This is a genomic window from Stutzerimonas stutzeri, assembly GCF_000590475.1.
GTDB classification, from domain to species: domain Bacteria; phylum Pseudomonadota; class Gammaproteobacteria; order Pseudomonadales; family Pseudomonadaceae; genus Stutzerimonas; species Stutzerimonas stutzeri_D.
Genome location: NZ_CP007441.1, coordinates 1,581,819 through 1,606,014, shown reverse-complemented (window position 1 = coordinate 1,606,014; position 24,196 = coordinate 1,581,819). Strand labels below are relative to the sequence as shown.

The window sequence follows — 24,196 nt, the reverse complement described above, 5'->3', positions numbered from 1 at the left end:
AAGTCATTGGCACTGATGGGCGAAGCCGAACGCCGCCCGGCCCACTCCGTCAAGTGACATATCTCAGGCTTTACGCCTCTACTTGCATCTGTGACTCGAAGCTTGCCGCCGCTTTTACAGACTCATCACATCGAGGAAGCGCGGCGTCGCGGCGTCATCGATACGCAGGCTGGTGAAGTCGAAAAGATTGCGATCGGCCAGTTGCGAGGGCACCACGTTCTGCAATGCACGGAACATGATCTCGACGCGCCCTGGCGATTTTCGCTCCCACTCCTGCAGCATTTCCTTGACCACCTGGCGCTGGAGGTTTTCCTGCGAGCCGCAGAGGTTGCACGGAATGATCGGAAATTCCTTCATCTGCGAATAGGCTTCGATGTCCGCCTCACTGCAATAGGCCAATGGTCGAATCACCACGTTGCGGCCATCGTCGGACAGCAGCTTCGGCGGCATGGCCTTGAGCGTGCCGCCGTAGAACATGTTGAGAAAGAAGGTTTCCAGAATGTCATCGCGATGGTGACCCAGCGCCATTTTCGTTGCGCCAATCTCGTCGGCGAAGGTATAGAGGGTGCCGCGACGCAGGCGCGAGCACAGCGAGCAGGTGGTCTTGCCTTCCGGAATCTTCTCCTTGACTACCGAATAGGTGTCCTTCTCGACAATGTGATACGCAACGCCGATGGATTTGAGGTACTCGGGCAGAACGTGGTCGGGGAAGCCAGGCTGCTTCTGATCCATGTTCACCGCGACAATCTCGAACTTGATCGGTGCGACCTTCTGCAGATACAGCAGCACGTCGAGCATGGTGTAGCTGTCCTTGCCGCCGGACAGGCAAACCATGACCTTGTCCCCGTCCTCGATCATGTTGAAATCGGTAACGGCTTCGCCGGCGAGGCGGCGTAGACGCTTCTGCAGTTTGTTCTGGTTGACCGAGAGGTTGCCCATTTCAGGAGTCCGGTGAGAATGCGAAAGGCGCGCATTTTACGCGCAAAGCACGCCGCGCCCTACCCCATTGCCCAGCGAATTGACTACTGGCGCTATGCTAGGCTTGCCGGCATGAACGATGACCTCGAACCCGAAATGGACCTGGCCGAGCAGGTGTACGTGTTGCTAGGCGAACAGCCGCAGGGCTGTAGCGAATATCAACTGATCCAACAGCTCAAGGCCCGTCACAGCACTCATATCCCCAACCTGCCGCTGCTCGACAAGTTGGTGCTGTTTCGCACCCATTTTCTCGTGTTCAACGCCCTGTACCGCCTGCGGGATCAGCTCTGGGGCGAGCGCCGCCACAATCTGCAAATCTCACCACTGTGCGTCCAGCTTCAACCCTACGAGCCTGGAGCCAGCGGAATCATTGAGAATGACCCGCTGCGCATGTACTACCTTGACCTGAGCAACCTGCGCGACACCGATGAAAGCGAGGTCGAGCGTCTGCTGGCAAGCTTCTGGTCGCGAATGCGGGGGGATCAGCGCGGCGAGCCCGGCGTTGACTGGGATCCGGAGCAAAAACGCGCAGCCCTCGAGTTGTTCGAGCTGGACCAGGAATCCGCTTCGCTGAGTATCCATACCATCAAACGTCGCTATCGCCAGCTGGTCAGCATCCATCACCCTGACCGAGGCGGAAGCACCGCTCGGATTCAGTCAATCAATCTGGCGATGGAAATACTGCAACGCTATTACCGCTGATCGCATAGCTTCCAAACGCTCTAACAGTGCCCGGTGCGCCGTACCGTCAACTTCCTATACTGCGACTTAAGGTCGCACGCCCGTCCAACTGACGGCACGCCAGGCGAAGCGACCCTCCAAAACCGAGGAGACGCTGGCATGATCAATCACGTTTGGGGACTGTTTGCTCACCCTGGCCAGGAATGGCAGGAAATCACCGGCGAAGAACGCAAAGTCGGACATCTGCACCTTGGGGAGGTAATGGTGCTGGCGGCGATACCCGCCATATCGGCATTCATCGGCACCACCCAGGTCGGCTGGAGCATCGGCGGTGGGGAAGCGGTGAAGCTGACCGAAAGCAGCGCCATGCAGCTTACCCTCATGTCCTACCTAGCGATGCTGGCCGGCGTCGCGGTAATGGGCGGATTCATTCACTGGATGTCGCGCACCTATGACGCCAACCCGACGTTGGTGCAGTGCATCGTGTTCGCGGCTTACACCGCCACCCCGCTATTCGTCGGGGGCCTGGCCGCGCTCTACCCGCACATCTGGCTGGGGATGATCGTCGGTACGGCAGCGATCTGCTACACAACCTACCTGCTCTATGTCGGCCTACCGACATTCATGAATATCCCCTCGGATGAGGGTTTCCTGTTCTCCAGTTCGATACTTGCGGTCGGCCTGGTGGTACTGGTGGCAATCATCGCGCTGTCGGTGATCACGTGGGGTATGGGCGTCGGCCCCATCTACGTACGCTGATCTGTTCGTCAACTCAGCCGGCGCGCCCCATTCCGCGCCGGCTATACCTTTGCAAAAATTCCCGCAGCACCTTGCCTTTCCTGCTTCGTCAGCGGCCATGGATTTGAATCCCTGTCGCGCTTGAGCGTCTACATCAACAACAGCAGCGCTCAAGCATCGGCATCAGGAGGCACCATGACCCCAGAATTCATCAGCTTGTTCACCCGGCCGGACCGTGCCTGGGAAATCATCCGTCAAAAGGAAGATGCCCATAACCTGCATTACGTGATGCACCTGCTGTTACTGGCGCTGATTCCCAGCGTCTGTCTATTCATCGGAATCACCGTTGTGGGTTGGAGCCTCGTGGATGAAGAGCGAGTGAGGCTCGACTTCGCCAGCGCCTTGCAGCTATGCCTGCTGTTGTACGTCACCATCATCATCGGCACGGTGATCATGGGCTTCTTTGTCCGCTGGATGGCCCGTGCATTCGAGGTGCGACCGAACTTGAACCAGTGCATCGGGTTCATCGCTTACGTCATCACCCCCTTCCTCGTCGCAGGCATCACCGGGCTGTATCCGAACCGGTGGTTTGCCGCCATCGTCTTGCTGATCGCCGGCATCTATTCCACCTATCTTCTGTTTACCGGTCTACCCGCGTTCATGCGTCAGCGCAGCTCGCAGAGTTTTCTCTATGCCAGTTCGATCTGGGGCGTCGCGTTGCTCGTATTGGTTACCGTGCTGGTCAGCATGATTCTTTTCTGGACGCTTTCGCTGGAACCCAACTACGAGCGCACCGTTGAGCAAAACCAGAGTTACGGCACGCAGGAGGAACGGCCCCAGGAGGAACCCGGCGGTCTCTGAACGGTTGCCAGCCTGGCACATTGCGGCATAATTCCGGGCTTCTTCGGAGGCCCCTATGCCCGAACAGCTACATGCCCGTGTCGAAGCCTGCTATCAGTTGGCCGAGACCTTTTTCAACCAGCGATTCGAACGCCCGCAAGTCAGTTTCAAATTACGCGGGCAAAAAGCTGGCGTTGCGCATCTGAACACCAATCTGCTGCGCTTCAACCCGCAGTTGTACCGAGAAAATCGCGAACACTTTCTCAAGCAGACCGTCGCCCACGAGGTCGCGCATCTGATTGCACACCAAATGTTCGGCGGCCGGATTCGCCCTCATGGCGAAGAGTGGCAATTGATTATGCAGGGCGTCTACGAACTGACACCTGACCGCTGCCATAGCTACGAGATCAGCCGTCGGCAGGTCAGCCGCTACATCTATCGCTGCGCTTGTGCCGGTCAGGATTTCCCCTTCACTTCGCAACGTCATGCGCTGGTGCGCAAGGGCCGCCGGTACTTCTGCCGCAGCTGTCGCGCCACTCTGGTATTCAGCGGCGAGCAACGGATTGAGTAAGCCGGTCGCACGCTATAGGCTCCTGGCCCGCCAGGCCGCAAGCACCAATAGCGCCGCGAGCACCGCCATCAGCGGCAGCCAGCCCGCATGTTCCCAGACGTAACCGGCGGCATAGCCCACCACACTCGATCCCAGATAATAAGCACAGAGATACAGCGCGGAGGCCTGCGCCTTGGCACCTTTGGCGTGTACGCCGATCTGGCCGCTGGCCACGGCATGCGCGGCAAAAAAGCCCAGCGTAAACAGTGCCAGCCCGATAACGATCGCGACCAGCCAAGGCGTTGCGCACAACCCGATACCCAGCAACATCAGCCCGATACCACATTGGAGGACGGCTCTAGCGCCCCAGCGCGGCACCAGCCGTCCCGCCCAGCCAGCACTCAAAATGCCTGCCAGATAGACCACGAACAGCAGACCAATGACGGTCGAAGACAAACCGAACGGTGCACCGGCCAGCCGGAAACCGATGTAGTTGAACAGCGCGACGAAGCCGCCCATCAGCAGGAATCCCTGCAGAAATAGATTGCGCAGGATCGGGTTGCTCAAGTGCTGAGCGAAATTGGCCAGCAGTCCGCGCAGCGAAAGAGGCTGCGCCTTGAAATGACGTGACGCCGGTAGTAGCCAGACGAACAACCCCAGCGCCACCAGCGCCAACCCGGCGATTCCACCCAGCGCTAGCTGCCAGCCGCCAATATCGCTCAACAGGCCCGACAGTAACCGGCCCAACAACCCACCAAGAGCGGTCCCGCCGATGTACAAGCCCATCGCTGCAGGTAACGATTCGGGATCGAACTCCTCACCGACGTACGCCATTGCCAATGCCGGCAGGCCGCTGAGCGCAAGCCCCAGCAAGGCCCGCAGGACAAGTAACAGCGACCACGATTGCACCGTTACGCAGGCAAGACCAAGCAGGCAAGCCAGCGTCAGCGCCAGCCCCATGACAGGTTTGCGCCCCCAGCTTTCCGCCAGGCCACCCGACACCAGCAAGCAGAGCGCCAGCGACAAGGTGGTCAACGACAACGCCAGGCTGCTGCTGGCTGCCGAGACGGCGAAATGCGACGCCAGCAGCGGCAGCAATGGCTGTACGCAGTACAGCATGGCGAAGGTGGCGAACCCCGCGCAGAACAGCGCGAGCGTTGCCCGGCGATAGGCAGGAGTACCGCGCTTGAGGTGGGAGGAACCGAGCGAATCAGAAGACATGCGTTTATCCATACACCCGGGCTCTTGAGCGAGCCCAAAAAAGCCGCGCAGGCTAGCACAACCACGGCGAGCCATGCGCCCGGACCGTTGAGCCGATTACTGCATAACGGTCATTTACGAGCCCTAAGGTTTGGATTACGACGACCAGCCTCCGGGCGAACTGGGCCGCAAGAATGCTAATTAGCTGAGCCAGATCTATAGAGGCGCTATCAGTCGCTATAACCACGCCAGCAACCTGGTCACCGCCCCGGAGGTGACTGCGCTTAAGTGGGAAAAGCAGCAGGCCGCCGCTGCTTATTTTCCCTCACGTGCCGTACGCCCGATGCGGCGTCTTACAGAGTGCCGTTATCTGATCGCGCCGTTATCGATCGGGTCCCGAGACGAGCCGAACAACCTTGTTGCACATGAGTCGAACTACCGCTATTCATTTGGATCGCTCGACCCGTCGACTACAACAAGGAGTCCCCCATGCGTTATCCCCTGCTCGGCGCACTGATGACAGTCAGCGCCTTCGCCCACGCTGAAATCCAGACACAGGAAATCCCCTATACCGCCGCCGATGGAACCGAGATGATCGGATACTACGCCTATGACGACGCCGTCGAGGGCAAGCGTCCCGGGGTTGTGGTGGTGCACGAGTGGTGGGGCCTCAACGATTACGCCAAAAGCCGCGCTCGTGATCTCGCCGAGCTTGGCTACAGTGCGCTGGCAATCGATATGTATGGCGAGGGCAAGAACACCGAGCACCCCAAAGATGCGATGACCTTCATGAAAGCCGCACTGGCCGATGCCGACGCCGCTAAGGGTCGCTTCAATGCCGGCCTCGACCTGCTCAAGCAGCAACAGCAGACCGATGCCGACAAACTTGCAGCGGTCGGTTATTGCTTCGGCGGCAAGGTGGTGCTGGACATGGCTCGTCAGGGCGTCCCGCTCGAGGGCGTGGTCAGCTTCCACGGTGCGCTGGCCACGCAAACCCGCGCCGCGCCCGGTAGCGTCAAGGCCCGCGTGCTGGTCGAGCACGGCAGCGCAGACAGCATGGTCAACGCCGAAGACGTGGCGGCGCTGAGCTCGGAAATGGTCGCGGCCGGTGCCGATTATCAGCTCGTCAGCCTGCCCGGCGCTAAGCATGGCTTCACCAATCCCGGCGCGGATAAGTTCCAGGAAAAAGGCGTGGACGTGGCCTACAACAAAGCCGCCGATGAGCGTTCCTGGAACGACATGCAACGCTTCCTCACCGAAACCTTCGCCGGCACTCAGCCATAGCGGCCGCCGCCTGCGTCGTGCCTAGTGGCGATAACGCCCTTTTCGGATCAAGCTTGCCGGTAACCCCGGCAAGCACCGAAATCTTCAAGCACAAGCAAACGCGTTCGATACCGACATATCGCAACGCTTATCTCGCTTCACCCGCCTCAGGTACCTCCAGCTCGCCGCCGTGCTAGCATTGCCCCCCGCGCAATTCCCCCCTCACTCCAATCGATCGCGAGTCATGGCCGAACACGATTTTCGCTACACCCTGCTCAACCCCGGACACACACTGACCGAATGCCGCGCCTTGGCACCGGGCCGCTACCAAGTCACCGGCAATGGCGGCAACGTACGCGCCGGCGACGTTCTGATCGTCACGCTCAAAGGCAGCCGGGACCTTTCCCAGCGCCTGGCCGTAGACAAGGTTCGCCATTTGATCAATCCGCCGGGACAATGGATGGCCGTGGCGAACGGACCGGTCTTTCGCGAACTGGCGATCCTCAATTGGCAGGTCGACTGCGACGGCTGCGGTAAACAGCTCGATTTCGAATTCGCCGTGGATGCCGCCAAAGGCAATGCCGCACGCGCCCCGGCGGCCGAAGCGCGTATCGCCGAGCTGGGCTGGAAGAACGACGCGGGCCAGCATCGGTGTCCGGCCTGCCAAGAGGGCAAGCAATGAAACGACTGGCCCTGGCCGGTGTGGCCGTCTTGTCCGTCAGCGGCTGTTCAGTCGAACCGCTCACGCTTCAACACGATGTCACCTACATCGCCGAATGGATTGGCGACGAGCCCGTAATCGGCCGCAATCCGGTCTCGCTGACCTTCAGCGAAGACCGCGCCTATGGCAATGCCGGTTGCAATCACTGGTTCGCCGATTACCAGCTCGACGACCAACAGATCCACTTCAGCGAAGTGGGTAGCACAAGGAAAATGTGCGCTGAACACATCATGAAGCAGGAGCAGCGGTTCCTGGAGCTGCTATCACAGGTCGAGCGATGGGACGTTTCCAAGATCGATCAGCTGCGCTTCTGGCCCGCTGACGGTGCCCCGCTTCGCGTCTGGCCGGAACAGAACTGAGCTGCGCCAAAGCTGGGCATTGCAACCAGCGCAAACACTTCAAACAGACTGAAACAGTGCAGAAAACCGGGCGCCCCGCGCGCCCTCCCTGCTCGATGCGTCGATGCGCTGCCTCCGACGTTCCCGTTACTGATCCAATCAAATCGGTGCAGGCGGCCTAACTACTGGGCATGTGGCTGCAGGAAGATCATTCAGTCGCACTCGATGAGTCAGCCAGGCACCGCGCGGCAAACCAGCGTTCCGAAACTGGCACGCCCCATGCAAATATCCAGGTAACCGGTTTCGGGGGCCCTGGTACAGGCAGGCCAGGGATCCCCTCTTTTACACCCAAGCAGAGGGCCGCTCAGTGAGCGGCCCTGCTTATTTCTGACGGTAGGTTTCGTCGCGGAAGATCGCTCAACAGGGCCTTCGCAAATGCCGGAGTCGACATCGACCAAGGCAAACCCGCGCAACGAACGACTTAGAACAGGCGCAGTTGCTCGAAACCGCTGCGCAGGTCGATCAAGCGAACCCCGACGCCAATCAGCCGCACCGGGCGCTTGCCTCGCGCAAAGGCGCCAGCAAGAAGGTCGGCATAATCCTCTAGCTCAAGGCCGGCCCCCGCCTGTTCGAGGGTCGTCTGGGTGAAGTCGTGGAATTTGAGCTTGACGAAGGGTTTGCCCGGCCGATAGCCACCATCAAGTCGCCCCATCCTGCCGGTGAGCTCTTCAAGCAGCTCGGGCAATCGCTCAAGGCAGGCCGCGAGGTCCGGCAAGTCGCGATCGTAGGTGTTCTCGACGCTCACCGATTGGCGCCGGCTCTCGATCTGAACCAGACGCTCGTCGATTCCATGCGCCAGCCCCCACAGCCTTTCACCGAACGAGCCGAAGTCCCGAACCAGATCCAGGCGTTTCCAGGTGCGTAGATCAGCGCAGGTGTGAATGCCCAGCCGCTTCAGCTTGTCAGCGGTGACTCGGCCGACCCCATGCAGCTTGGTGACCGGCAGTGCCAACACGAAGTCGTCAACCTGATCCGGGGTGATCACGAAAAGCCCGTCCGGCTTTTTCCAATCACTGGCGATCTTGGCCAGAAACTTGTTTGGCGCAACGCCCGCCGACACCGTGATACGCAGCTGTTGCCAGACCCGTCGACGGATATCCTGGGCAATACGCGTGGCGCTACCGGCGAAATGCTTGCAGGCACTCACGTCAAGGTAGGCCTCATCGAGGGATAGGGGTTCGATCAGATCGGTATAGGTCCGAAAGATCCCATGGATCTCGCGCGAAGCTTCCTTGTAGGCGTCCATGCGGGGCCGCAGGATCAGCAGATCCGGGCAAAGCTTCAACGCGTGCCCCGACGCCATTGCCGAGCGCACTCCATAGGCACGTGCTTCGTAATTGCAGGTGGCTATGACACCACGACGATCGGCGAGCCCACCTACCGCGATGGGCCGATTCGCGAGGCTGGGGTCGTCACGCATTTCGATGGCTGCGTAGAAGCAGTCGCAATCGACATGGATGATTTTGCGTGAAGTGTTAACGGGTGGGATTCCTTGGCTCTGCACCGAATACGGCTCATTGGCACCGCTCTGACATAACTGCAAATTTTTAACGCTAACCACGGTGCGAGCGTGATTATCGTTCATCTACCGATCGCAACGCAGCCATTTGTCGAGATACGTTCGGCACGGACCCAAGGCGTGGCAAATCAACCATTCGGAGATTGCCAGAGACCGAATCGCCACCGAAGTACGGCATTATTCTGCAACAACGAATGATGTCATTTTGATATGTAAATCAGCTGAAGATTGTTAGAATCCCGTCCGTCTTTCACGGACGGAGCCGCATCAATGCCGGAATATCGAGACGACAAGCGGCAGTTTCATGCGCTACGCAAACATATCGAAGAACTGCTGACGTCCGGGGCGGTGATCACCGCACGGAACCCTCTGACGCTGTCTCAGGCAGGCCAGACGTCACGTGTAAGGCATGGAATGCTGGTCAGCTTCCACGTGCAGCCCGATATATCCGAACGATCCGTCGGCCACCGATAATCCCGCCAGCTACCTGCGCACGTCCAAACCACTTTTGGGCGAACGAATCCTGCATACGCCGAGTCGGAATCAGAGAGATCTGAACATATTCCACCAGCCGAGGATTGCCTATGAAAACCCCTCTACCCCTGGCCGCTGCAGTCTTTGCCAGCATTATTGCAACCAGCGCGATAGCCAATCAGGACGATATGCATGACGGCACGCACGGCGCTGCCGGCGACACTCAAGGCAGCGCCATGAGCGAGACCCATCAGCGCGCCAATACCGCCAACGTCGGGAAAGACGGCAAAACCATCGACGAAAAAATGAAGAACGAAGTACAAGATGACTGGCGCGAAGACGCCAAAGAGCGCCGCGACGCCGATACCAGCAAACCGGAACAGCGTTGATCTGTGGTGCGTTAGTGCTCGAGGGGATAAGGCTGAATCAAGGCCTTGCCGTACCCCTCCACGAACTCCGCCGGCATCCGCTTGGGCTTCCCGGTCGACAGCTGGATGCAAACGAAGGTGGTCTGCGCACGTAGCAGCGTACAGCCATCGCCGGACCTGACCAGCTGGAAATTACGTTTCATCTTCAATCGCTGATCGGAGTCGACGATCCAGGTCGCCAGCTGCAGGCGGTCGCCTTGATAGGCCGCTGCCAGGTAATCGATTTCATGCCTGAGTACCGCCATGGCGCGATCCAGCCGGCGATAGTCCTCCAACCCCAGCCCCAGGCTCTGTGAGTGTTGCCAGGCGCACCGCTCCAACCAGGATACGTATACCGCGTTGTTTGCGTGGCCCAGCTCGTCGATATGCTCGGCCTCGACAGTGAAATCGATGATGAACGCGTCGCTCTGGTCCCAGATCATGCCTACCCTCGCTGTGCAGTGCGTCGTCAGATTGCGGTCCTGGTCTATTGGAAGCCAGACGCCAATGGATGTCACGTACGTGGCGATCATCTATGACGAACCATTCAGCACTCCGCATCGTTTCAGCCTGATGAAGATCACTTAGCAACGCCGGCAGCAACTGAAATGGCGCCCAAAACAAAAAGGGTCATTTCGTGAGAAATGACCCTTTGATGCCCAAAAGGGGCAAAAAAAATGGCGTCCCCTAGGGGACTCGAACCCCTGTTACCGCCGTGAAAGGGCGGTGTCCTAGGCCACTAGACGAAGGGGACGAAACCTTCGATGAACAAACCGTAAGCCGCTACGTTCTGTCGTGGATTGGTGGAGCTAGACGGGATCGAACCGTCGACCTCTTGCATGCCATGCAAGCGCTCTCCCAGCTGAGCTATAGCCCCGGATTTAACGTCTCCCGACTCGCACCGCTTACGCGCCGCGATCTGAATAATGGCGTCCCCTAGGGGACTCGAACCCCTGTTACCGCCGTGAAAGGGCGGTGTCCTAGGCCACTAGACGAAGGGGACGCAAGCCCTTCAAAGGCGACTGGTCGAAACGACCAGTGTGGCAATCGAGATTTGGTGGAGCTAGACGGGATCGAACCGTCGACCTCTTGCATGCCATGCAAGCGCTCTCCCAGCTGAGCTATAGCCCCATCTCGAGGACGGGGCGCATATTAGGTGCGGTCCCGCACAGTGTCAACGATATTTTTGCTCCGGCTCGAAGATTTTCTGACATCAGAACAAATACTTACCGCCGACGAGTGGCGACAGCCAAACCTGACGAAGCGGTATCAACCGCTTGCCGCCAACCCAGCGCAGGTCAGGCCATCGATGCGTACAGCTTTTCCCACTCCTTCACTTCTTTCTTCGAGGCACCACCCAGCAGTTCGAGTGCCTGGCGCAAACGGAAGCGGGTCAGGTCCGGGCCGATGATTTCCATGGCATCGAGCACCGAGACCGAACTCGCCTGCCCAGTGATCGAGGCGAACATCAGCGGCATGACATCGCGCAGCTTCAGTTCCAGATGCGCCGCGACGGCTTGGATGCAATCGGTGATGCGCGCCTTGTCCCACTGCCGCAGCGCTTCGAGCTTCCACAGCGTCAATTGCAACACCTGACGAACCTGGGTCGGATCGAGTTTCTTGTGCTCGAACAGCGCCGGGTCCAAGTTCAGCGCGCCGGAGAAGAAAAATCCGGCGAGCGGCGCGATCTGGCTGAAGGTCTCGACGCGCTGCTGCACGTGCGGCGCTATCTGCATCATGTAGTCGGGGTTGAATGCCCATTTCTGTACGGCAGCGGCAAACTGTTCAACCGACAGTTCGCGCAGCCACTGGCCATTGAGCCACGACAGTTTCTCGACATCGAAGATCGGCCCCCCCAGCGATACGCGATTGATATCGAAGTGCTCGATCATTTCGGCCAGCGTGAATTTCTCGCGCTCGTCCGGCATGGACCAGCCCATGCGACCCAGATAGTTGAGCATCGCCTCGGGCATGAAGCCCATGCGCTCGTAGAAAGTCACCGAGGTCGGATTCTTGCGCTTGGAGAGCTTGCTCTTGTCCGGGTTGCGCAACAGCGGCATGTAGCACAGCTGCGGCTGTTCCCAACCGAAGTACTCGTAGAGTTTGATCAACTTGGGCGCCGACGGCAGCCACTCCTCTCCGCGCAGCACATGGGTGATGCCCATCAGGTGGTCGTCGACGACGTTGGCCAGGAAGTAGGTCGGCAGGCCATCGGCCTTCATCAGTACCTGCATGTCCATGCGATCCCAGCCGATCTCGACCATACCGCGCAGCATGTCATTGACCTGACAGACGCCCTCGCTCGGTACCTTCATGCGAACTACATGCGATTCGCCCGCGGCGATGCGCTGCTGCGCCTCTTGCGGCGCGATGTGCATGCAATGCCCGTCATAACGTGGCGTTTCCTTGTTGGCCATCTGCTCGGCGCGCACCTGATCCAGGCGTTCGGCGCTGCAGAAACAGGGGAAGGCGTGGCCCTTGTCGACCAGCTCGTCAGAATATTTCTTGTAGATCTCGCCGCGCTCGCTCTGCCGATACGGGCCATGCGGACCTCCAACGTCCGGACCCTCGTCCCACTCGATGCCCAGCCAGCGCAGCGCGTCATAGATCTGCTGTTCCGATTCGCGCGTAGAGCGCAGCTGGTCGGTGTCCTCGATACGGAGGATGAACTGGCCGCCGTGCTGACGCGCGAAACAGAGATTGAACAACGCGATGTAGGCGGTGCCGACGTGCGGATCGCCAGTGGGAGAGGGTGCGATGCGGGTGCGAACGGTGGTCATGATGTTCTCGGATCAATGCACAGGAAGACACGGCGGCTGCGATAGCCGGCGCGATCGGCTGAGTCAGCGCGTATAAAGGCGCGATGTTAGCAGGCGTGCCTCCACCGGCTCCACCAGGCGACCGTCCATGACAGGCAATGATTGCATCAGGAAGTCGAGAAAGGCTTTGACTTTCATCGCCTGGAAACGCCGCGAGGGATAGACCGCATAGACGTCGCCGGTCGGCAATTCAATGTCCGGCAGCAGCTCGACCAGATCGCCATTACGCACCTCCTGATCGGTGATCATGGTAGGCAGTACCGCGATACCGGCACCGGCCAGCGCCGCTTCACGGGCGAAGGTGATGTTGTTGCAGCTCAGCACACGACGGCAATTGACGTTCTGCTCGAGTATCGGCCAATAACGCACCGGTTCACGCGACAGAGTGATCGCACGATGCCCGGCCAGGTCGGCCACCAAGGAAGGAACGCCGTGTTGCCTCAGATAGGCCGGGCTCGCACAAAGCCGTCGACGGGTCTCGAAGAGCTTACGCGCGATCAGGCTGGAATCCTGCGGTTGTCCGACCGAGATGACGATATCAACGCCCTCCTCAACCGGATCGACATACCGCGAAGCCAGCTCGACCTCGGCATTGATGTCCGGATACAGCCGCATGAAGTCACCCAGCACGCGACCCAAAATCCATTGGCCGAACTCGATCGGCGCGGAGATCCGCAGCAGCCCGGCCGGCGCCTGCTGCAGCTGCATGACGACCTGCTCGGCTTCGGCGAAATCGAGCATGATCTGCCGGCAACGCTCGTAGTAGGCCTGACCGACCTCGGTCAGGCGCAGACGCCGCGTGGTGCGGTTTATCAGCCGCACACCGAGCCGCTCCTCGAGCTGAACGATCCGTCGGCTCACGGTGGACTTCTGCATACCCAGGCTTGAGGCCGCTTGGGTGAAGCTGTGGCATTCGACCACCCGGGTAAAGATCAAGGCGTCGTCGAGGCCCACGGATTGTTCCCTGCATGCAACAAAGTTTAGCGATTGTAACGGCTTATTTCGCAACGGGAACACTGGTAGATTGGCCGGCTCACCTTCGGTCACGAGCGACGACATGCCTGCCAAGCTGCAACGCCGACTCTTCATCTTTATCGCCCTGCTATTGCTGGTCGCAGGCGCTTTTTTTGCCCATTGGTTTTTCGTCGGTCGCCACTACGAGCACACCGACAATGCCTATGTACAAGGCGAAATTACCCGGATTTCCAGCCAGCTCGCGGCGCGGATCGAGCAGGTCCACGTCCAGGACAACCAGCATGTGAAGCCCGGCGATCTGCTGGTGACCTTGGAGCCTGGCGACTTCCGCTTGGCGCTGGCCCAGGCGCGGGCCAATCTGGCGATCCGCGAAGCCGAGCTCGCCCAGGCCCGTAGCCGCCTCGCGCAGCAATCCAGCCTGATCGCTGCCAGCCAGGCGTCGCTCGGCGCGGCACAGGCAAACCTCCAGCGCAGCCAGGTCGACCTGTCGCGCGTCGAAGCGCTGCGCAAACCCGGGTTTGTCTCTGAGGAACGGGTCACCACCCTCTCCGCCGACGCCCAGGTTGCTCGTTCACAGCGGGAGAAAGCCGAAGCCGACCTGGCCGCCCAGCGCCAGCAGATCGACAGCCTGCAAGCCGATATCGAACGTCTGCAGGCGCAGATCGACGGCGCACGTGCGGAAATCGAGCGAGCCGAACTGAACGTCGATCGCACCGAAATCCGCTCGCCCATCAGCGGCATCGTCGGCCAGCGCTCTGCTCGCAATGGACAGTATGTCCCGGTCGGCGCCTACCTGATGTCGATCGTCCCGGACGAGGACATCTGGGTGCAGGCCAATTTCAAGGAAACCCAGATTGGCCGCGTGCAGGTCGGTCAGGGCGCCGAGCTGACGTTCGACACCTTTCCCGATACGCCTATCGAAGGTCGCGTCGAAAGCCTCTCGCCGGCCTCGGGTGCCCAGTTCAGCCTGCTGCCGCCAGACAACGCCACCGGCAACTTCACCAAGGTGGTCCAGCGCATCCCGGTCAAGCTGACCTTTGCTGGCGACAACCCGCTCAAGGGCCGCATCCGTCCCGGCATGTCGGTGGACGTGAAGATCGACCTCCGTGGCCGCTGATGCGTTGATTCGTCCGGTTGGCGAACCCAGCCGGCGCGACTGGATCGCCGTGATGAGCGCCATGCTCGGCGCGTTCATGGCGGTTCTTGATATCCAGATCACCAACTCGTCGCTCAAGGATATCCAGGGCGCGCTGTCCGCCACGCTGGAAGAAGGCTCGTGGATTTCCACGTCCTATCTGGTGGCGGAAATAATCATGATTCCGCTGACCGCCTGGCTGGTCCAGCTGCTCTCGGCTCGGCGCCTGGCGGTGTGGGTATCGGTCGGATTTCTGTTCTCCTCCCTGCTCTGCTCCTTCGCCTGGAATCTGGAGAGCATGATCGTGTTCCGTGCAATGCAGGGCTTTACCGGCGGCGCGCTGATTCCGCTGGCCTTCACCCTGACGCTGATCAAGCTGCCCGAACACCATCGAGCCAAAGGCATGGCGCTGTTCGCCATTACCGCCACCTTTGCGCCCTCGATCGGGCCCACCCTGGGTGGCTGGCTCACCGAAAGCTGGGGTTGGGAATACATCTTCTACATCAACATACCGCCCGGTTTGCTGATGATCGCCGGCCTGCTGTACGGCCTGGAAAAGAAGCCACCGCACTGGGAACTGCTGAAAAGCACCGATTACGCCGGCATCGTCACCCTGGCCATGGGGCTCGGCTGCCTGCAGGTGTTTCTCGAAGAAGGCCATCGCAAGGACTGGCTGGAGTCGACCCTGATCGTCCAGCTGGGCTCGGTGGCGCTGATCAGCCTGATCCTGTTCGTCATCCTGCAGTTGTCGCGCACTAACCCTTTGATCAACCTGGGGATCCTGCGCGAGCGCAACTTCGGCCTTACCAGTATCGCCAGCCTGGGCATGGGGCTCGGCCTCTATGGTTCTATCTACCTGTTGCCGCTGTACCTGGCGCAGATCCAGAACTACAACGCGTTGCAGATTGGCCAGGTAATCATGTGGATGGGGATTCCGCAGCTGTTCCTGATTCCGCTGGTGCCCAAGCTGATGAAGATCATCGCGCCCAAGCTGCTCTGCGCGGCAGGCTTCGCCCTGTTCGGCCTTTCCAGCTTCGCCTCCGGCGCGCTCAATCCGGACTTCGCCGGCGATCAGTTCCATCCGATCCAGATCATCCGCGCGCTGGGCCAGCCGATGATCATGGTCACCGTCTCGCTGATCGCCACGGCCTATATCCAGCCGAAGGATGCTGGCTCAGCATCCAGCCTGTTCAATATTCTGCGAAATCTAGGCGGCGCGATCGGCATCGCCCTGCTCGCCACGCTGCTGGACAGCCGCACGAAGATCTATTTCGACTACCTACGCGAGTCGGTAGTGCCGAGCAATCCGGCGGTGGCCGAGCGCCTGACCGCCCTGACCCAGCAATTGGGCAGCGAGCAGGCCGCGCTGGGACGGCTCAGCGAGATCACACACCAGCAGGCCATGATCATGGCCTACAACGATGCGTTCCATTTCGTCGGTATTGCCCTGGCGATCAGCATGGTCGCCGTGCTGCTGACGCGCAAACTGCCCGAGGACATCAAGGGCGGCGCGGCACACTGAGCCTGCGCCAATCCTTTAGCCTCTAAACCTGCAGCAGGCGCTCGCGCAGCTTGTGAATCTCGTCCCGAGTCTGCGCGGCGGCCTCGAACTCAAGATCGCGCGCATACGCGAGCATCTTCTCTTCGAGCTGACGAATCCTCTTGGTGATTTCGCTCGGCGAACGCAGTTCATTCTCGTAGCGCGCCGCCTCTTCCGCCGCCTTGGCTTCGCCGCGACGCTTCTTGCTGCGCGAGCCGGGTACGGTGGCTCCTTCGAGAATGTCCTTCACATCCTTGAATACGCCCTGCGGGACGATGCCATTGGCCTCGTTGAAGGCGATCTGCTTGTTGCGTCGGCGCTCGGTTTCGCCGATGGCCCGCTCCATGGACCCGGTCATGTTGTCGGCATAGAGAATCGCCCTGCCGTTGAGGTTACGGGCCGCGCGGCCGATTGTCTGGATCAGCGAACGCTCGGAGCGCAGGAAGCCCTCCTTGTCCGCGTCGAGGATCGCCACCAGCGATACCTCCGGCATATCCAGGCCCTCACGCAATAGGTTGATGCCCACCAGCACATCGAACACGCCAAGGCGCAGGTCGCGAATGATCTCCACCCGCTCCACCGTATCGATATCCGAATGGAGGTAGCGCACCCGCACGCCGTGGTCGCCCAGATAGTCGGTCAGGTCCTCGGCCATCCGCTTGGTCAACGTGGTGACTAGCACCCGCTCTTCCTTGGCCACGCATTTGGTGATCTCGGACAGCAGATCATCGACTTGAGTCAACGCCGGCCGCACTTCGATCTGCGGATCCACCAGCCCTGTAGGACGCACCACCTGTTCGATGACGCGCCCGGCGTGTTCCGCTTCATAAGGGCCCGGTGTCGCCGAGACGAAGATGGTCTGCGGGCTGATGGCTTCCCATTCGTCGAAACGCATGGGCCGGTTATCCAGCGCCGAAGGTAGGCGGAAGCCGTATTCGACGAGGGTTTCCTTGCGCGAACGGTCGCCTTTGTACATGGCACCGACCTGCGGCACGCTGACGTGGGACTCGTCTATAACCAGCAGCGCATCAGCGGGCAAATAGTCATAAAGCGTCGGCGGCGCCTCACCCGACGCGCGACCCGAGAGATAGCGCGAGTAGTTCTCGATACCGTTGCAATAGCCCAGCTCCATGATCATTTCCAGATCGAAGCGTGTGCGCTGCTCGAGCCGTTGCGCCTCCACCAGCTTGTTGTTGGAACGCAGGTAGTCGAGACGATCCTTGAGCTCGGCCTTGATGTTCTCGATGGCGTCCAGCAGCGTCTCGCGGGGCGTCACGTAGTGGCTTTTGGGATAAAAGGTGAAGCGCGGCAGCTTGCGGATCACCTCGCCGGTCAGCGGATCGAAGGCGGACAGGCTCTCGACTTCGTCATCGAAGAGCTCGATGCGCACCGCCTCGAGATCCGATTCCGCCGGGAAGATATCGATCACATCGCCACGCACTCGGAAGGTGGCGCGGGCGAAATCCATGTCGTTACGGGTGTACTGGAGCCCAGTGAGGCGACGCAGCAGCTCGCGCTGATCGAGGCGGTCACCCCGGTCCACGTGCAGGACCATTTTCAAATACGACTGCGGATCACCCAGACCGTAGATGCAGGAGACGGTCGTAACGATGATCGCGTCCGGCCGCTCCAGCAACGCCTTGGTCGCCGACAGCCGCATCTGCTCGATGTGATCGTTGATCGAAGCGTCCTTTTCGATGAAGGTGTCCGAGGACGGCACATAGGCTTCCGGCTGGTAGTAGTCGTAATAGGAAACGAAGTACTCCACCGCATTGTTCGGAAAGAACGCCTTGAACTCGCCGTAGAGCTGCGCGGCCAACGTCTTGTTCGGTGCCAGCACCAAGGTTGGCCGCTGCACGTGGGCAATGACATTGGCAATGCTGAAGGTCTTGCCGGAGCCCGTCACGCCCAACAAGGTCTGGTGTGACAGACCGGCCTCGATGCCTTCGATCATCTGCCGGATAGCTTCCGGCTGGTCCCCGGCGGGCTTGAAGCGCGTGATCAGTTCGAACTTCGACATATCGACCTCTTCAGATAGCGTGACGACCCGAAAGCCGAACGGTAGAGCCTGCCAGGCGGCAACTTTTAAGGCGTATCGAGCCGTTGCGGACAAGGCGAACAGCTGACACGGCCCCTTTCAATGCGGTCGCTCTCGACAATATCAAGTGCCCGGCCAGAGAGACAGACGAAGCGAGGCAGAATGGCGACCAGGCGAGCGTGAATCGGTTAGAAAAAACAGCCCCAGCATATCGCGACCCAGAGCCAGTCTCGCTATACTCTTGCCCCGTTTGCGCACCGCCCTCAGCGCGAAGCGAGGGTGCTGCATCAGTCACCTCCTCTCTTCGAGCCTCCCCATCATGAGTTTGTTCTCCGCTGTCGAAATGGCGCCGCGCGATCCGATCCTCGGCCTCAATGAAGCCTTCAATGCCGACACGCGGCAGAACAAGGTCAACCTGGGGGTGGGCGTCTACTACAACGAAGAAGGCCGAATTCCCCTGCTGCGCGCCGTCGCGGCCGCCGAGAAGGCACGCCTGGAACTCAACGCCCCACGAGGCTATCTGCCCATTGACGGTATCGCCAGCTACGACATGGCCGTTCAGGGCTTGCTGTTCGGTGCCGATTCGGCGTTGGTCGCCGACGGCCGGGTGGTGACCAGCCAGGCGCTGGGCGGTACCGGCGCGCTGAAGATCGGTGCGGATTTCCTCAAGCGCATGCTGCCCGACGCGGTCGTGGCGATCACCAATCCGAGCTGGGAAAACCATCGCGCACTGTTCGAGAGCGCCGGCTTCCCCGTGCAGAACTACAGGTACTATGACGCCGCCAGTCACGGGATTGACCGCGACGGCATGCTCGAAGATCTGAAGAATCTGCCGGCTCGTTCGATCGTCGTGCTACACGCCTGCTGCCACAACCCGACCGGCGTCGACCTGCAGCCGGAGGACTGGAAGCAGATCCTAGAAGTGCTTCGTGCCAACGACCACGTGCCGTTCATTGATATTGCTTACCAGGGCTTCGGCGACAACATCGAAGAAGATGCCGCCGCCGTGCGGCTGTTCGCCGAGTCAGGCATGAGCTTCTTCGTTTCCAGTTCGTTCTCGAAGTCATTTTCGCTGTATGGCGAGCGTGTCGGCGCGCTATCGATGGTGACCCAGAACCGTGATGAGTCGGCGCGCGTGCTCTCGCAGATCAAGCGTGTCATCCGCACTAACTACTCCAACCCACCAACTCATGGCGCCACCGTGGTTTCCGCCGTGCTAAACAGCCCGGAGCTGCGTTCGATGTGGGAAACCGAGCTGGGTGAAATGCGCACTCGCATTCAGGACATGCGCCTGACTATGGTTCGCCAACTGGCCGAGAAAGGCGCCAAGCAGGACTTCGGTTTCGTCGCCAAGCAGCGCGGCATGTTCTCCTATTCCGGCCTCACCGCCGCTCAGGTCGAACGTCTGCGCGTCGAGTTCGGCGTCTACGCAATCAGCACAGGACGTATCTGCGCAGCGGCGTTGAATCACAACAACCTGGACCATGTCACCGACGCAATCGTGCAAGTCCTCTGATCCGCAAGGTGTTGACTTTCCTTTAGTTAACAGTAGGATACGCACCGCTGTTCCGCGATAGCTCAGTCGGTAGAGCAAATGACTGTTAATCATTGGGTCCCTGGTTCGAGTCCAGGTCGCGGAGCCAACTTCAAAGCCTCAGGTGAAAACCTGAGGCTTTTTTGTGTCCGCCGGACTTTCACCAGGGACCATCTCCCAGGTGATTCGCTTCGCTCACCCCTTCGGGGCCGCGCTGAAGCGCGTTCTGCTGCGCAGTCGAGTCCAGGTCGCGGAGCCAACTTCAAAGCCTCAGGTGAAAACCTGGGGCTTCTTTGTGTCCGCCGGACTCTCACTAGGGACCATGTCCCTGGTGATTCGCTTCGCTCACCCCTTCGGGGCCGCGCTGAAGCGCGTTCTGCTGCGCAGTCGAGTCCAGGTCGCGGAGCCAACTTCAAAGCCTCAGATGAAAACCTGGGGCTTTTTTGTGTCCGCCTAACTCTCACCAGGGACCTATCCCAGGTGATTCGCTTCGCTCACCCCTTCGGGGCCGCGCTGAAGCGTTCGCTGCGCGTAACAGGTTCGCCATGTAACAAGACTTTCATGAGCAGAAACGAAAACGCCCCGCATAGGCGGGGCGTTCGATTTAGCCGAAAAATTACTGAGCGTTGCCTTCTTCGGCAGCCTCAGGCTCGGCTTCTGCAGCCGGAGCCGCTTCGCTCTCGTCGCCCTTGATGCCCAGCAGCTCCAGATCAAACACCAGCACCGAGTTGGCGGGGATCAGCGGACTCGGGCTCTGCTCGCCATAGGCCAGTTCGCTCGGGATATACAGCTTGTACTTCTCGCCGACGTGCATCAGCTGCAGGCCTTCGACCCAACCCGGAATCACACCGCCGACCGGCAGGTCGATTGGGGTGCCGCGCTTGATCGAACTATCGAAGACGGTGCCATCGGTCAGGCTGCCTTCATAATGGACGGTAACGACGTCGTCCGGACCCGGCTGAGGACCGTCAGCCTTCTGGACTACTTCATATTGCAGACCGGACTCGGTGGTTTTCACCCCGTCACGCTTGGCGTTGTCTTCGAGGAATTTCTTGCCCTTCTCCGCAGCTTCCTTATTCATCTCGACCATGCGCTCTTCGGCACGCGCCTGCAGGGCGGAGAACGCCTCCATCAGCTGCTCGTCGGTCAACTTCTGCTCTTTCTTGCCAATGGCATCGTCGATGCCCTGCGCAACCGCGTTCGAATCGAGATCAGCCATGCCTTCCTGAGCCAGGCTCTTGCCCATGTTCAGGCCGATACCATAGGAAGCTTTCTGTGCCGGAGTATCCAGCTTGACGCTGGTTTCTGAATCACAGCCCGCCAGGACTAGGCCAATCAGGGCTATCGCAGACGCCAAACGTTGATGTCTCATTCTGTTTCCTTAAATACGCTTGAAGGGGTGAAGCAAATGGATTGCCGGAGCTTAACAGTCACCCCCAGCAGTGGCTACCGAGCGGACCGAGGTAATAGGTAAAGACAATGCAAAGTCAGGAAGTGCCGCACGAAAGATACAAAGAGTGCGAACGGGGTGAAAAACCCAAATCGGAGGCGAAAAAAAAAGCGACCCTAAGGTCGCTTTTTTTCGAGCTATCAAGGCGTTCAGTGGTCCTTGATGGCGAATATGGCGCAGCGGACGGGACTCGAACCCGCGACCCCCGGCGTGACAGGCCGGTATTCTAACCGACTGAACTACCGCTGCGCTAAACCTCGAGTGGTGGGTGATGACGGGATCGAACCGCCGACCCTCTGCTTGTAAGGCAGATGCTCTCCCAGCTGAGCTAATCACCCGTTTGCTCTCGAAGTGGGGCGCATTCTAGAGAGGGTTCCTGACCTTGGCAAGCCCCTTTTGAAAAAAAAATTGAAGAACTTACAAAGACTTAGGAACCCCTCTGTTTATTGGCCGTTTTTGCGGTTTCCATCGGCATTGCGGCTCGGCAGGGTTGGCCTGGCTTGCCGGGACGGGAATAATGCGCCCTTTGCTTTTACCGGAGTTTCAAATCGCCATGTGGTTTCGTAATCTGCTCGTCTACCGTCTCACCCAGAACGTGCCTTTCGATGTCGAGACACTTGAAGCTGCATTGGCCGCCAAGCCCGCCCGCCCCTGCGCCAGCCAGGAACTGAGCACCTACGGCTTCGTCGCGCCCTTTGGCAAGGGCGAAGACGCACCGCTGGTGCATGCCAGCCAAGGCTTCCTACTGATCTCCACGCGCAAGGAAGAGCGCATCCTGCCTGGCAGCGTGGTCAAGGACGCACTGAAGGAAAAGGTCGACGAGATCGAAAACGAGCAGATGCGCAAGGTCTACAAGAAGGAACGCGACCAGATCAAGGACGACATCATCCAGGCCTTCCTGCCCCGCGCCTTCATCCGTAAGTCCGGCACCTTCGCCGCCATCGCGCCCGATCAGGGCCTGATTCTGGTCGACGCATCCAGCCCCAAGCGCGCCGAAGATTTGCTGTCGACCCTACGTGAAGCCATCGGCTCGCTGCCGGTGCGCCCGCTGACCGTGAAGATCGCGCCTTCGGCCACTATGACCGACTGGGTCAAGACGCAGAAAGCCGCGGACGATTTCTTCGTGCTCGACGAGTGCGAACTGCGTGATACCCACGAAGACGGCGGCGTAGTGCGCTGCAAGCGTCAGGACCTAACCAGCGACGAGATCCAGCAGCATCTGGAAGTCGGCAAGCAGGTCACTCAGCTGTCGCTGGGCTGGCAGGACAAACTGTCCTTCGTGCTCGACGACAAGCTTGTGATCAAACGCCTGCGCTTCGAAGAGCTGCTGCAGGACCAGGCCGAACAGGACGGCGGCGATGACGATCTCGGTCAGCAGGACGCCAGCTTCCTGCTGATGATGCTGACCTTCAAAGAATTCCTGCCCGCGCTGTTCGAGGCACTGGGTGGTGAGGAGATCCCACAGGGCATCTAAACTGCTCTGGCCGTCAGCCCAGGCTGACGGCGCCTCTTCCATAACTACAAGGTAAGCCCGATGCGTGCCCTCGCCGCCCTTAGCCGCTTTGTCGGCAACACGTTCGCCCTCTGGGTCCTGCTGTTCGCCATCCTCGCTTTCTTCCAGCCCAGCTGGTTCCTGCCGGCCACCGCCTGGATCGTCCCGTTGCTCGGGCTGATCATGTTCGGTATGGGCCTGACGCTGAAAGCGGCGGATTTCGCTGAAGTCGCGCGCCGTCCGCTCTGGGTGGCGTTGGGTGTCGGGTCGCAATTTCTGATCATGCCTGCCCTCGCCTGGCTGCTCTGCCAACTGCTGGGGCTGCCTGCGGAAATTGCGGTCGGTGTGATCCTGGTCGGCTGTTGCCCGGGCGGTACCGCTTCGAACGTGATTGCCTGGTTTTCCCGCGGGGACGTCGCGCTGTCGGTGGCGATCACCGCTGTCACCACCCTGCTTGCTCCGCTGGTCACACCCGCACTGATCTGGCTGCTGGCTTCGGCCTGGCTGCCGGTCAATTTCGGCGCGCTGTTCATGTCCATCGTGCAGATCGTTCTGTTACCGATCGCCCTCGGCCTGATCGCTCGCCGCCTGTTGGGCAACCGGGTGCATCAGGTGGTCGATATCCTGCCGCTGGTTTCGGTGGTGAGCATCGTGATCATCGTGGCCGCCGTGGTCGCGGCCAGCCAGGCCAAGATTGCCGAATCCGGCTTGCTGATCATGGCCGTTGTCGTGCTGCATAACACCCTGGGGCTTGGCATCGGCTACCTTGTCGGACGCCTGTTCGGCCTGCCACTGGCGCAGCGCAAAACGCTGTCAATCGAAGTCGGCATGCAGAACTCAGGACTCGGGGCGGCCTTGGCCAGCGCTCACTTTTCACCGCTGGCAGCGGTGCCCAGCGCGCTATTCAGCGTCTGGCACAATCTGTCCGGAGCGCTGCTGGCGACGGTCTATCGCCGCATGAAGGAGAAAGGGCCTGACGCGTCCTGATACATCCACCGGTCCGGGCCACTTGCCCGGACATTTTCACTGTGCACAATAGCGTCCGCTGAGGACGACCTCAGGCGGCACCAACTCACCGGGGACGGCCCCACCCAATTACCGTCCTATCGAGGTGCGCATGTCTTGGATCATCCTGTTTTTTGCCGGCCTGTTCGAAATCGGCTGGGCTGTCGGACTGAAGTTCACCGATGGCTTCAGTCGCCCGCTTCCCACCCTGCTCACCGTTGCTGCGATGGCAGCCAGCCTTGGCCTGCTAGGGCTTGCCATGAAGGAGTTGCCACTGGGCACCGCCTACGCCATCTGGACCGGAGTAGGCGCGGTGGGCACTGTGATCGCCGGCATCATATTGTTCGGCGAGTCGATGAGTCTGTTTCGCCTGGGCAGCGTGCTGCTGATCTGCATCGGTTTGCTTGGTCTGAAGCTTAGTCACTGAAGCCGCCACGGC

General features: G+C 60.1%; 23 protein-coding genes and 7 tRNA genes. 16 read left to right on the top strand and 14 right to left on the bottom strand.

Annotation, left to right across the window (positions count from 1 at the left end; genetic code table 11):
- Window positions 1–114: 114 nt before the first annotated feature.
- Window positions 115–939 (bottom strand): tRNA 2-thiocytidine(32) synthetase TtcA, encoded by an 825-nt coding sequence (gene ttcA / locus CH92_RS07495; protein ID WP_025241155.1) that lies wholly within the window; start codon window positions 937–939, stop codon window positions 115–117.
- Between the two features lie 111 nt (window positions 940–1,050).
- Between ttcA and CH92_RS07490 the strand changes: the two genes are divergently transcribed.
- The 4 genes from CH92_RS07490 to CH92_RS07475 all read left to right on the top strand — a co-directional run bounded on the left by CH92_RS07490 (window position 1,051) and on the right by CH92_RS07475 (window position 3,808).
- Entirely contained in the window at window positions 1,051–1,680 is a 630-nt protein-coding gene (locus CH92_RS07490) for a DNA-J related domain-containing protein (protein ID WP_025241154.1), read from the top strand.
- 138 nt (window positions 1,681–1,818) lie between these two features.
- A complete protein-coding gene (locus tag CH92_RS07485; RefSeq protein WP_025241153.1) occupies window positions 1,819–2,418 on the top strand; it encodes a Yip1 family protein in 600 nt (199 codons plus the stop codon).
- Window positions 2,419–2,592: 174 nt separating this feature from the next.
- Window positions 2,593–3,258, top strand: a complete 666-nt coding sequence (locus CH92_RS07480) for a Yip1 family protein (RefSeq protein WP_025241152.1) — start codon at window positions 2,593–2,595, stop codon at window positions 3,256–3,258.
- Between the two features lie 55 nt (window positions 3,259–3,313).
- A complete protein-coding gene (locus tag CH92_RS07475; RefSeq protein ID WP_025241151.1) occupies window positions 3,314–3,808 on the top strand; it encodes a SprT family zinc-dependent metalloprotease in 495 nt (164 codons plus the stop codon).
- 12 nt (window positions 3,809–3,820) lie between these two features.
- On the opposite strand, the gene CH92_RS07470 is transcribed toward CH92_RS07475, so the two are convergent.
- Window positions 3,821–5,008 (bottom strand): MFS transporter, encoded by a 1,188-nt coding sequence (locus CH92_RS07470; RefSeq protein ID WP_025241150.1) that lies wholly within the window; start codon window positions 5,006–5,008, stop codon window positions 3,821–3,823.
- 468 nt (window positions 5,009–5,476) lie between these two features.
- Here CH92_RS07470 and CH92_RS07465 point away from each other — a divergent pair, with 468 nt between their 5' ends.
- The 3 genes from CH92_RS07465 (at window position 5,477) to CH92_RS07455 (ending at window position 7,330) form a co-directional block, all read left to right on the top strand.
- Window positions 5,477–6,271 (top strand): dienelactone hydrolase family protein, encoded by a 795-nt coding sequence (locus tag CH92_RS07465; protein ID WP_025241149.1) that lies wholly within the window; start codon window positions 5,477–5,479, stop codon window positions 6,269–6,271.
- Between the two features lie 223 nt (window positions 6,272–6,494).
- Entirely contained in the window at window positions 6,495–6,932 is a 438-nt protein-coding gene (locus CH92_RS07460) for a hypothetical protein (RefSeq protein ID WP_025241148.1), read from the top strand.
- On the top strand, window positions 6,929–7,330 hold the full coding sequence (locus CH92_RS07455) for an META domain-containing protein (protein WP_025241147.1): 402 nt from the start codon (window positions 6,929–6,931) through the stop codon (window positions 7,328–7,330). The genes CH92_RS07460 and CH92_RS07455 overlap by 4 nt, the downstream gene beginning before the upstream one ends.
- 460 nt (window positions 7,331–7,790) lie before the next feature.
- Here CH92_RS07455 and dinB read toward each other — a convergent pair whose 3' ends face one another.
- Complete coding sequence (dinB, locus tag CH92_RS07450) at window positions 7,791–8,789, bottom strand: DNA polymerase IV (RefSeq protein WP_235206205.1); 999 nt, start codon at window positions 8,787–8,789, stop codon at window positions 7,791–7,793.
- A gap of 369 nt (window positions 8,790–9,158) precedes the next feature.
- Between dinB and CH92_RS07445 the strand changes: the two genes are divergently transcribed.
- Complete coding sequence (locus CH92_RS07445) at window positions 9,159–9,362, top strand: hypothetical protein (protein ID WP_025241145.1); 204 nt, start codon at window positions 9,159–9,161, stop codon at window positions 9,360–9,362.
- 110 nt (window positions 9,363–9,472) lie between these two features.
- Window positions 9,473–9,751: a hypothetical protein gene (locus tag CH92_RS07440; protein WP_025241144.1), complete on the top strand. Its 279-nt coding sequence runs from the start codon at window positions 9,473–9,475 to the stop codon at window positions 9,749–9,751.
- Window positions 9,752–9,762: 11 nt separating this feature from the next.
- Here CH92_RS07440 and CH92_RS07435 read toward each other — a convergent pair whose 3' ends face one another.
- From CH92_RS07435 to CH92_RS07405, 7 genes are all read right to left on the bottom strand, one after another.
- Window positions 9,763–10,212 carry an acyl-CoA thioesterase gene (locus CH92_RS07435; RefSeq protein WP_025241143.1) on the bottom strand — a complete coding sequence of 150 codons (450 nt, stop codon included), beginning with the start codon at window positions 10,210–10,212 and terminating at the stop codon, window positions 9,763–9,765.
- Between the two features lie 235 nt (window positions 10,213–10,447).
- Window positions 10,448–10,523 (bottom strand) — tRNA-Glu (locus CH92_RS07430).
- 47 nt (window positions 10,524–10,570) lie between these two features.
- A tRNA-Ala gene (locus CH92_RS07425) sits at window positions 10,571–10,646 on the bottom strand.
- Between the two features lie 50 nt (window positions 10,647–10,696).
- Window positions 10,697–10,772, bottom strand: a tRNA-Glu gene (locus tag CH92_RS07420).
- Window positions 10,773–10,824: 52 nt separating this feature from the next.
- Window positions 10,825–10,900 (bottom strand) — tRNA-Ala (locus CH92_RS07415).
- Window positions 10,901–11,067: 167 nt separating this feature from the next.
- Complete coding sequence (gene gltX, locus CH92_RS07410; RefSeq protein WP_025241142.1) at window positions 11,068–12,549, bottom strand: glutamate--tRNA ligase; 1,482 nt, start codon at window positions 12,547–12,549, stop codon at window positions 11,068–11,070.
- Window positions 12,550–12,612: 63 nt separating this feature from the next.
- The gene (locus tag CH92_RS07405; protein WP_025241141.1) at window positions 12,613–13,542 is read right to left on the bottom strand and encodes a LysR family transcriptional regulator; all 930 of its coding nucleotides are present in this window, start codon (window positions 13,540–13,542) and stop codon (window positions 12,613–12,615) included.
- Between the two features lie 103 nt (window positions 13,543–13,645).
- On the opposite strand from CH92_RS07405, the gene CH92_RS07400 reads away from it, so the two are divergent.
- A complete protein-coding gene (locus tag CH92_RS07400) occupies window positions 13,646–14,680 on the top strand; it encodes an HlyD family secretion protein (RefSeq protein ID WP_025241140.1) in 1,035 nt (344 codons plus the stop codon).
- Window positions 14,670–16,220: an MDR family MFS transporter gene (locus CH92_RS07395; protein WP_025241139.1), complete on the top strand. Its 1,551-nt coding sequence runs from the start codon at window positions 14,670–14,672 to the stop codon at window positions 16,218–16,220. Before CH92_RS07400 ends, CH92_RS07395 begins: the two co-directional genes overlap by 11 nt.
- A gap of 22 nt (window positions 16,221–16,242) precedes the next feature.
- On the opposite strand, the gene uvrB is transcribed toward CH92_RS07395, so the two are convergent.
- The gene (uvrB, locus tag CH92_RS07390) at window positions 16,243–18,258 is read right to left on the bottom strand and encodes an excinuclease ABC subunit UvrB (protein WP_025241138.1); all 2,016 of its coding nucleotides are present in this window, start codon (window positions 18,256–18,258) and stop codon (window positions 16,243–16,245) included.
- A gap of 337 nt (window positions 18,259–18,595) precedes the next feature.
- On the opposite strand from uvrB, the gene CH92_RS07385 reads away from it, so the two are divergent.
- On the top strand, window positions 18,596–19,792 hold the full coding sequence (locus tag CH92_RS07385) for an amino acid aminotransferase (protein ID WP_025241137.1): 1,197 nt from the start codon (window positions 18,596–18,598) through the stop codon (window positions 19,790–19,792).
- A 51-nt stretch (window positions 19,793–19,843) separates the two neighbouring features.
- Window positions 19,844–19,919, top strand: a tRNA-Asn gene (locus CH92_RS07380).
- Between the two features lie 507 nt (window positions 19,920–20,426).
- Here CH92_RS07380 and CH92_RS07370 read toward each other — a convergent pair.
- From CH92_RS07370 to CH92_RS07360, 3 genes are all read right to left on the bottom strand, one after another.
- A complete protein-coding gene (locus CH92_RS07370; protein WP_080689981.1) occupies window positions 20,427–21,182 on the bottom strand; it encodes an FKBP-type peptidyl-prolyl cis-trans isomerase in 756 nt (251 codons plus the stop codon).
- A gap of 250 nt (window positions 21,183–21,432) precedes the next feature.
- Window positions 21,433–21,509: transfer RNA gene (locus CH92_RS07365), tRNA-Asp, on the bottom strand.
- 13 nt (window positions 21,510–21,522) lie between these two features.
- Window positions 21,523–21,598, bottom strand: a tRNA-Val gene (locus CH92_RS07360).
- 215 nt (window positions 21,599–21,813) lie between these two features.
- Between CH92_RS07360 and rdgC the strand changes: the two genes are divergently transcribed.
- The 3 genes from rdgC to sugE all read left to right on the top strand — a co-directional run bounded on the left by rdgC (window position 21,814) and on the right by sugE (window position 24,184).
- Window positions 21,814–22,734, top strand: coding sequence for a recombination-associated protein RdgC (rdgC, locus tag CH92_RS07355; RefSeq protein ID WP_025241134.1), 921 nt, complete (start codon window positions 21,814–21,816; stop codon window positions 22,732–22,734).
- 60 nt (window positions 22,735–22,794) lie between these two features.
- Window positions 22,795–23,739, top strand: a complete 945-nt coding sequence (locus CH92_RS07350) for a bile acid:sodium symporter family protein (protein ID WP_025241133.1) — start codon at window positions 22,795–22,797, stop codon at window positions 23,737–23,739.
- Window positions 23,740–23,869: 130 nt separating this feature from the next.
- Window positions 23,870–24,184 (top strand): quaternary ammonium compound efflux SMR transporter SugE, encoded by a 315-nt coding sequence (gene sugE, locus CH92_RS07345; RefSeq protein WP_025241132.1) that lies wholly within the window; start codon window positions 23,870–23,872, stop codon window positions 24,182–24,184.
- Window positions 24,185–24,196 lie beyond the last annotated feature (12 nt).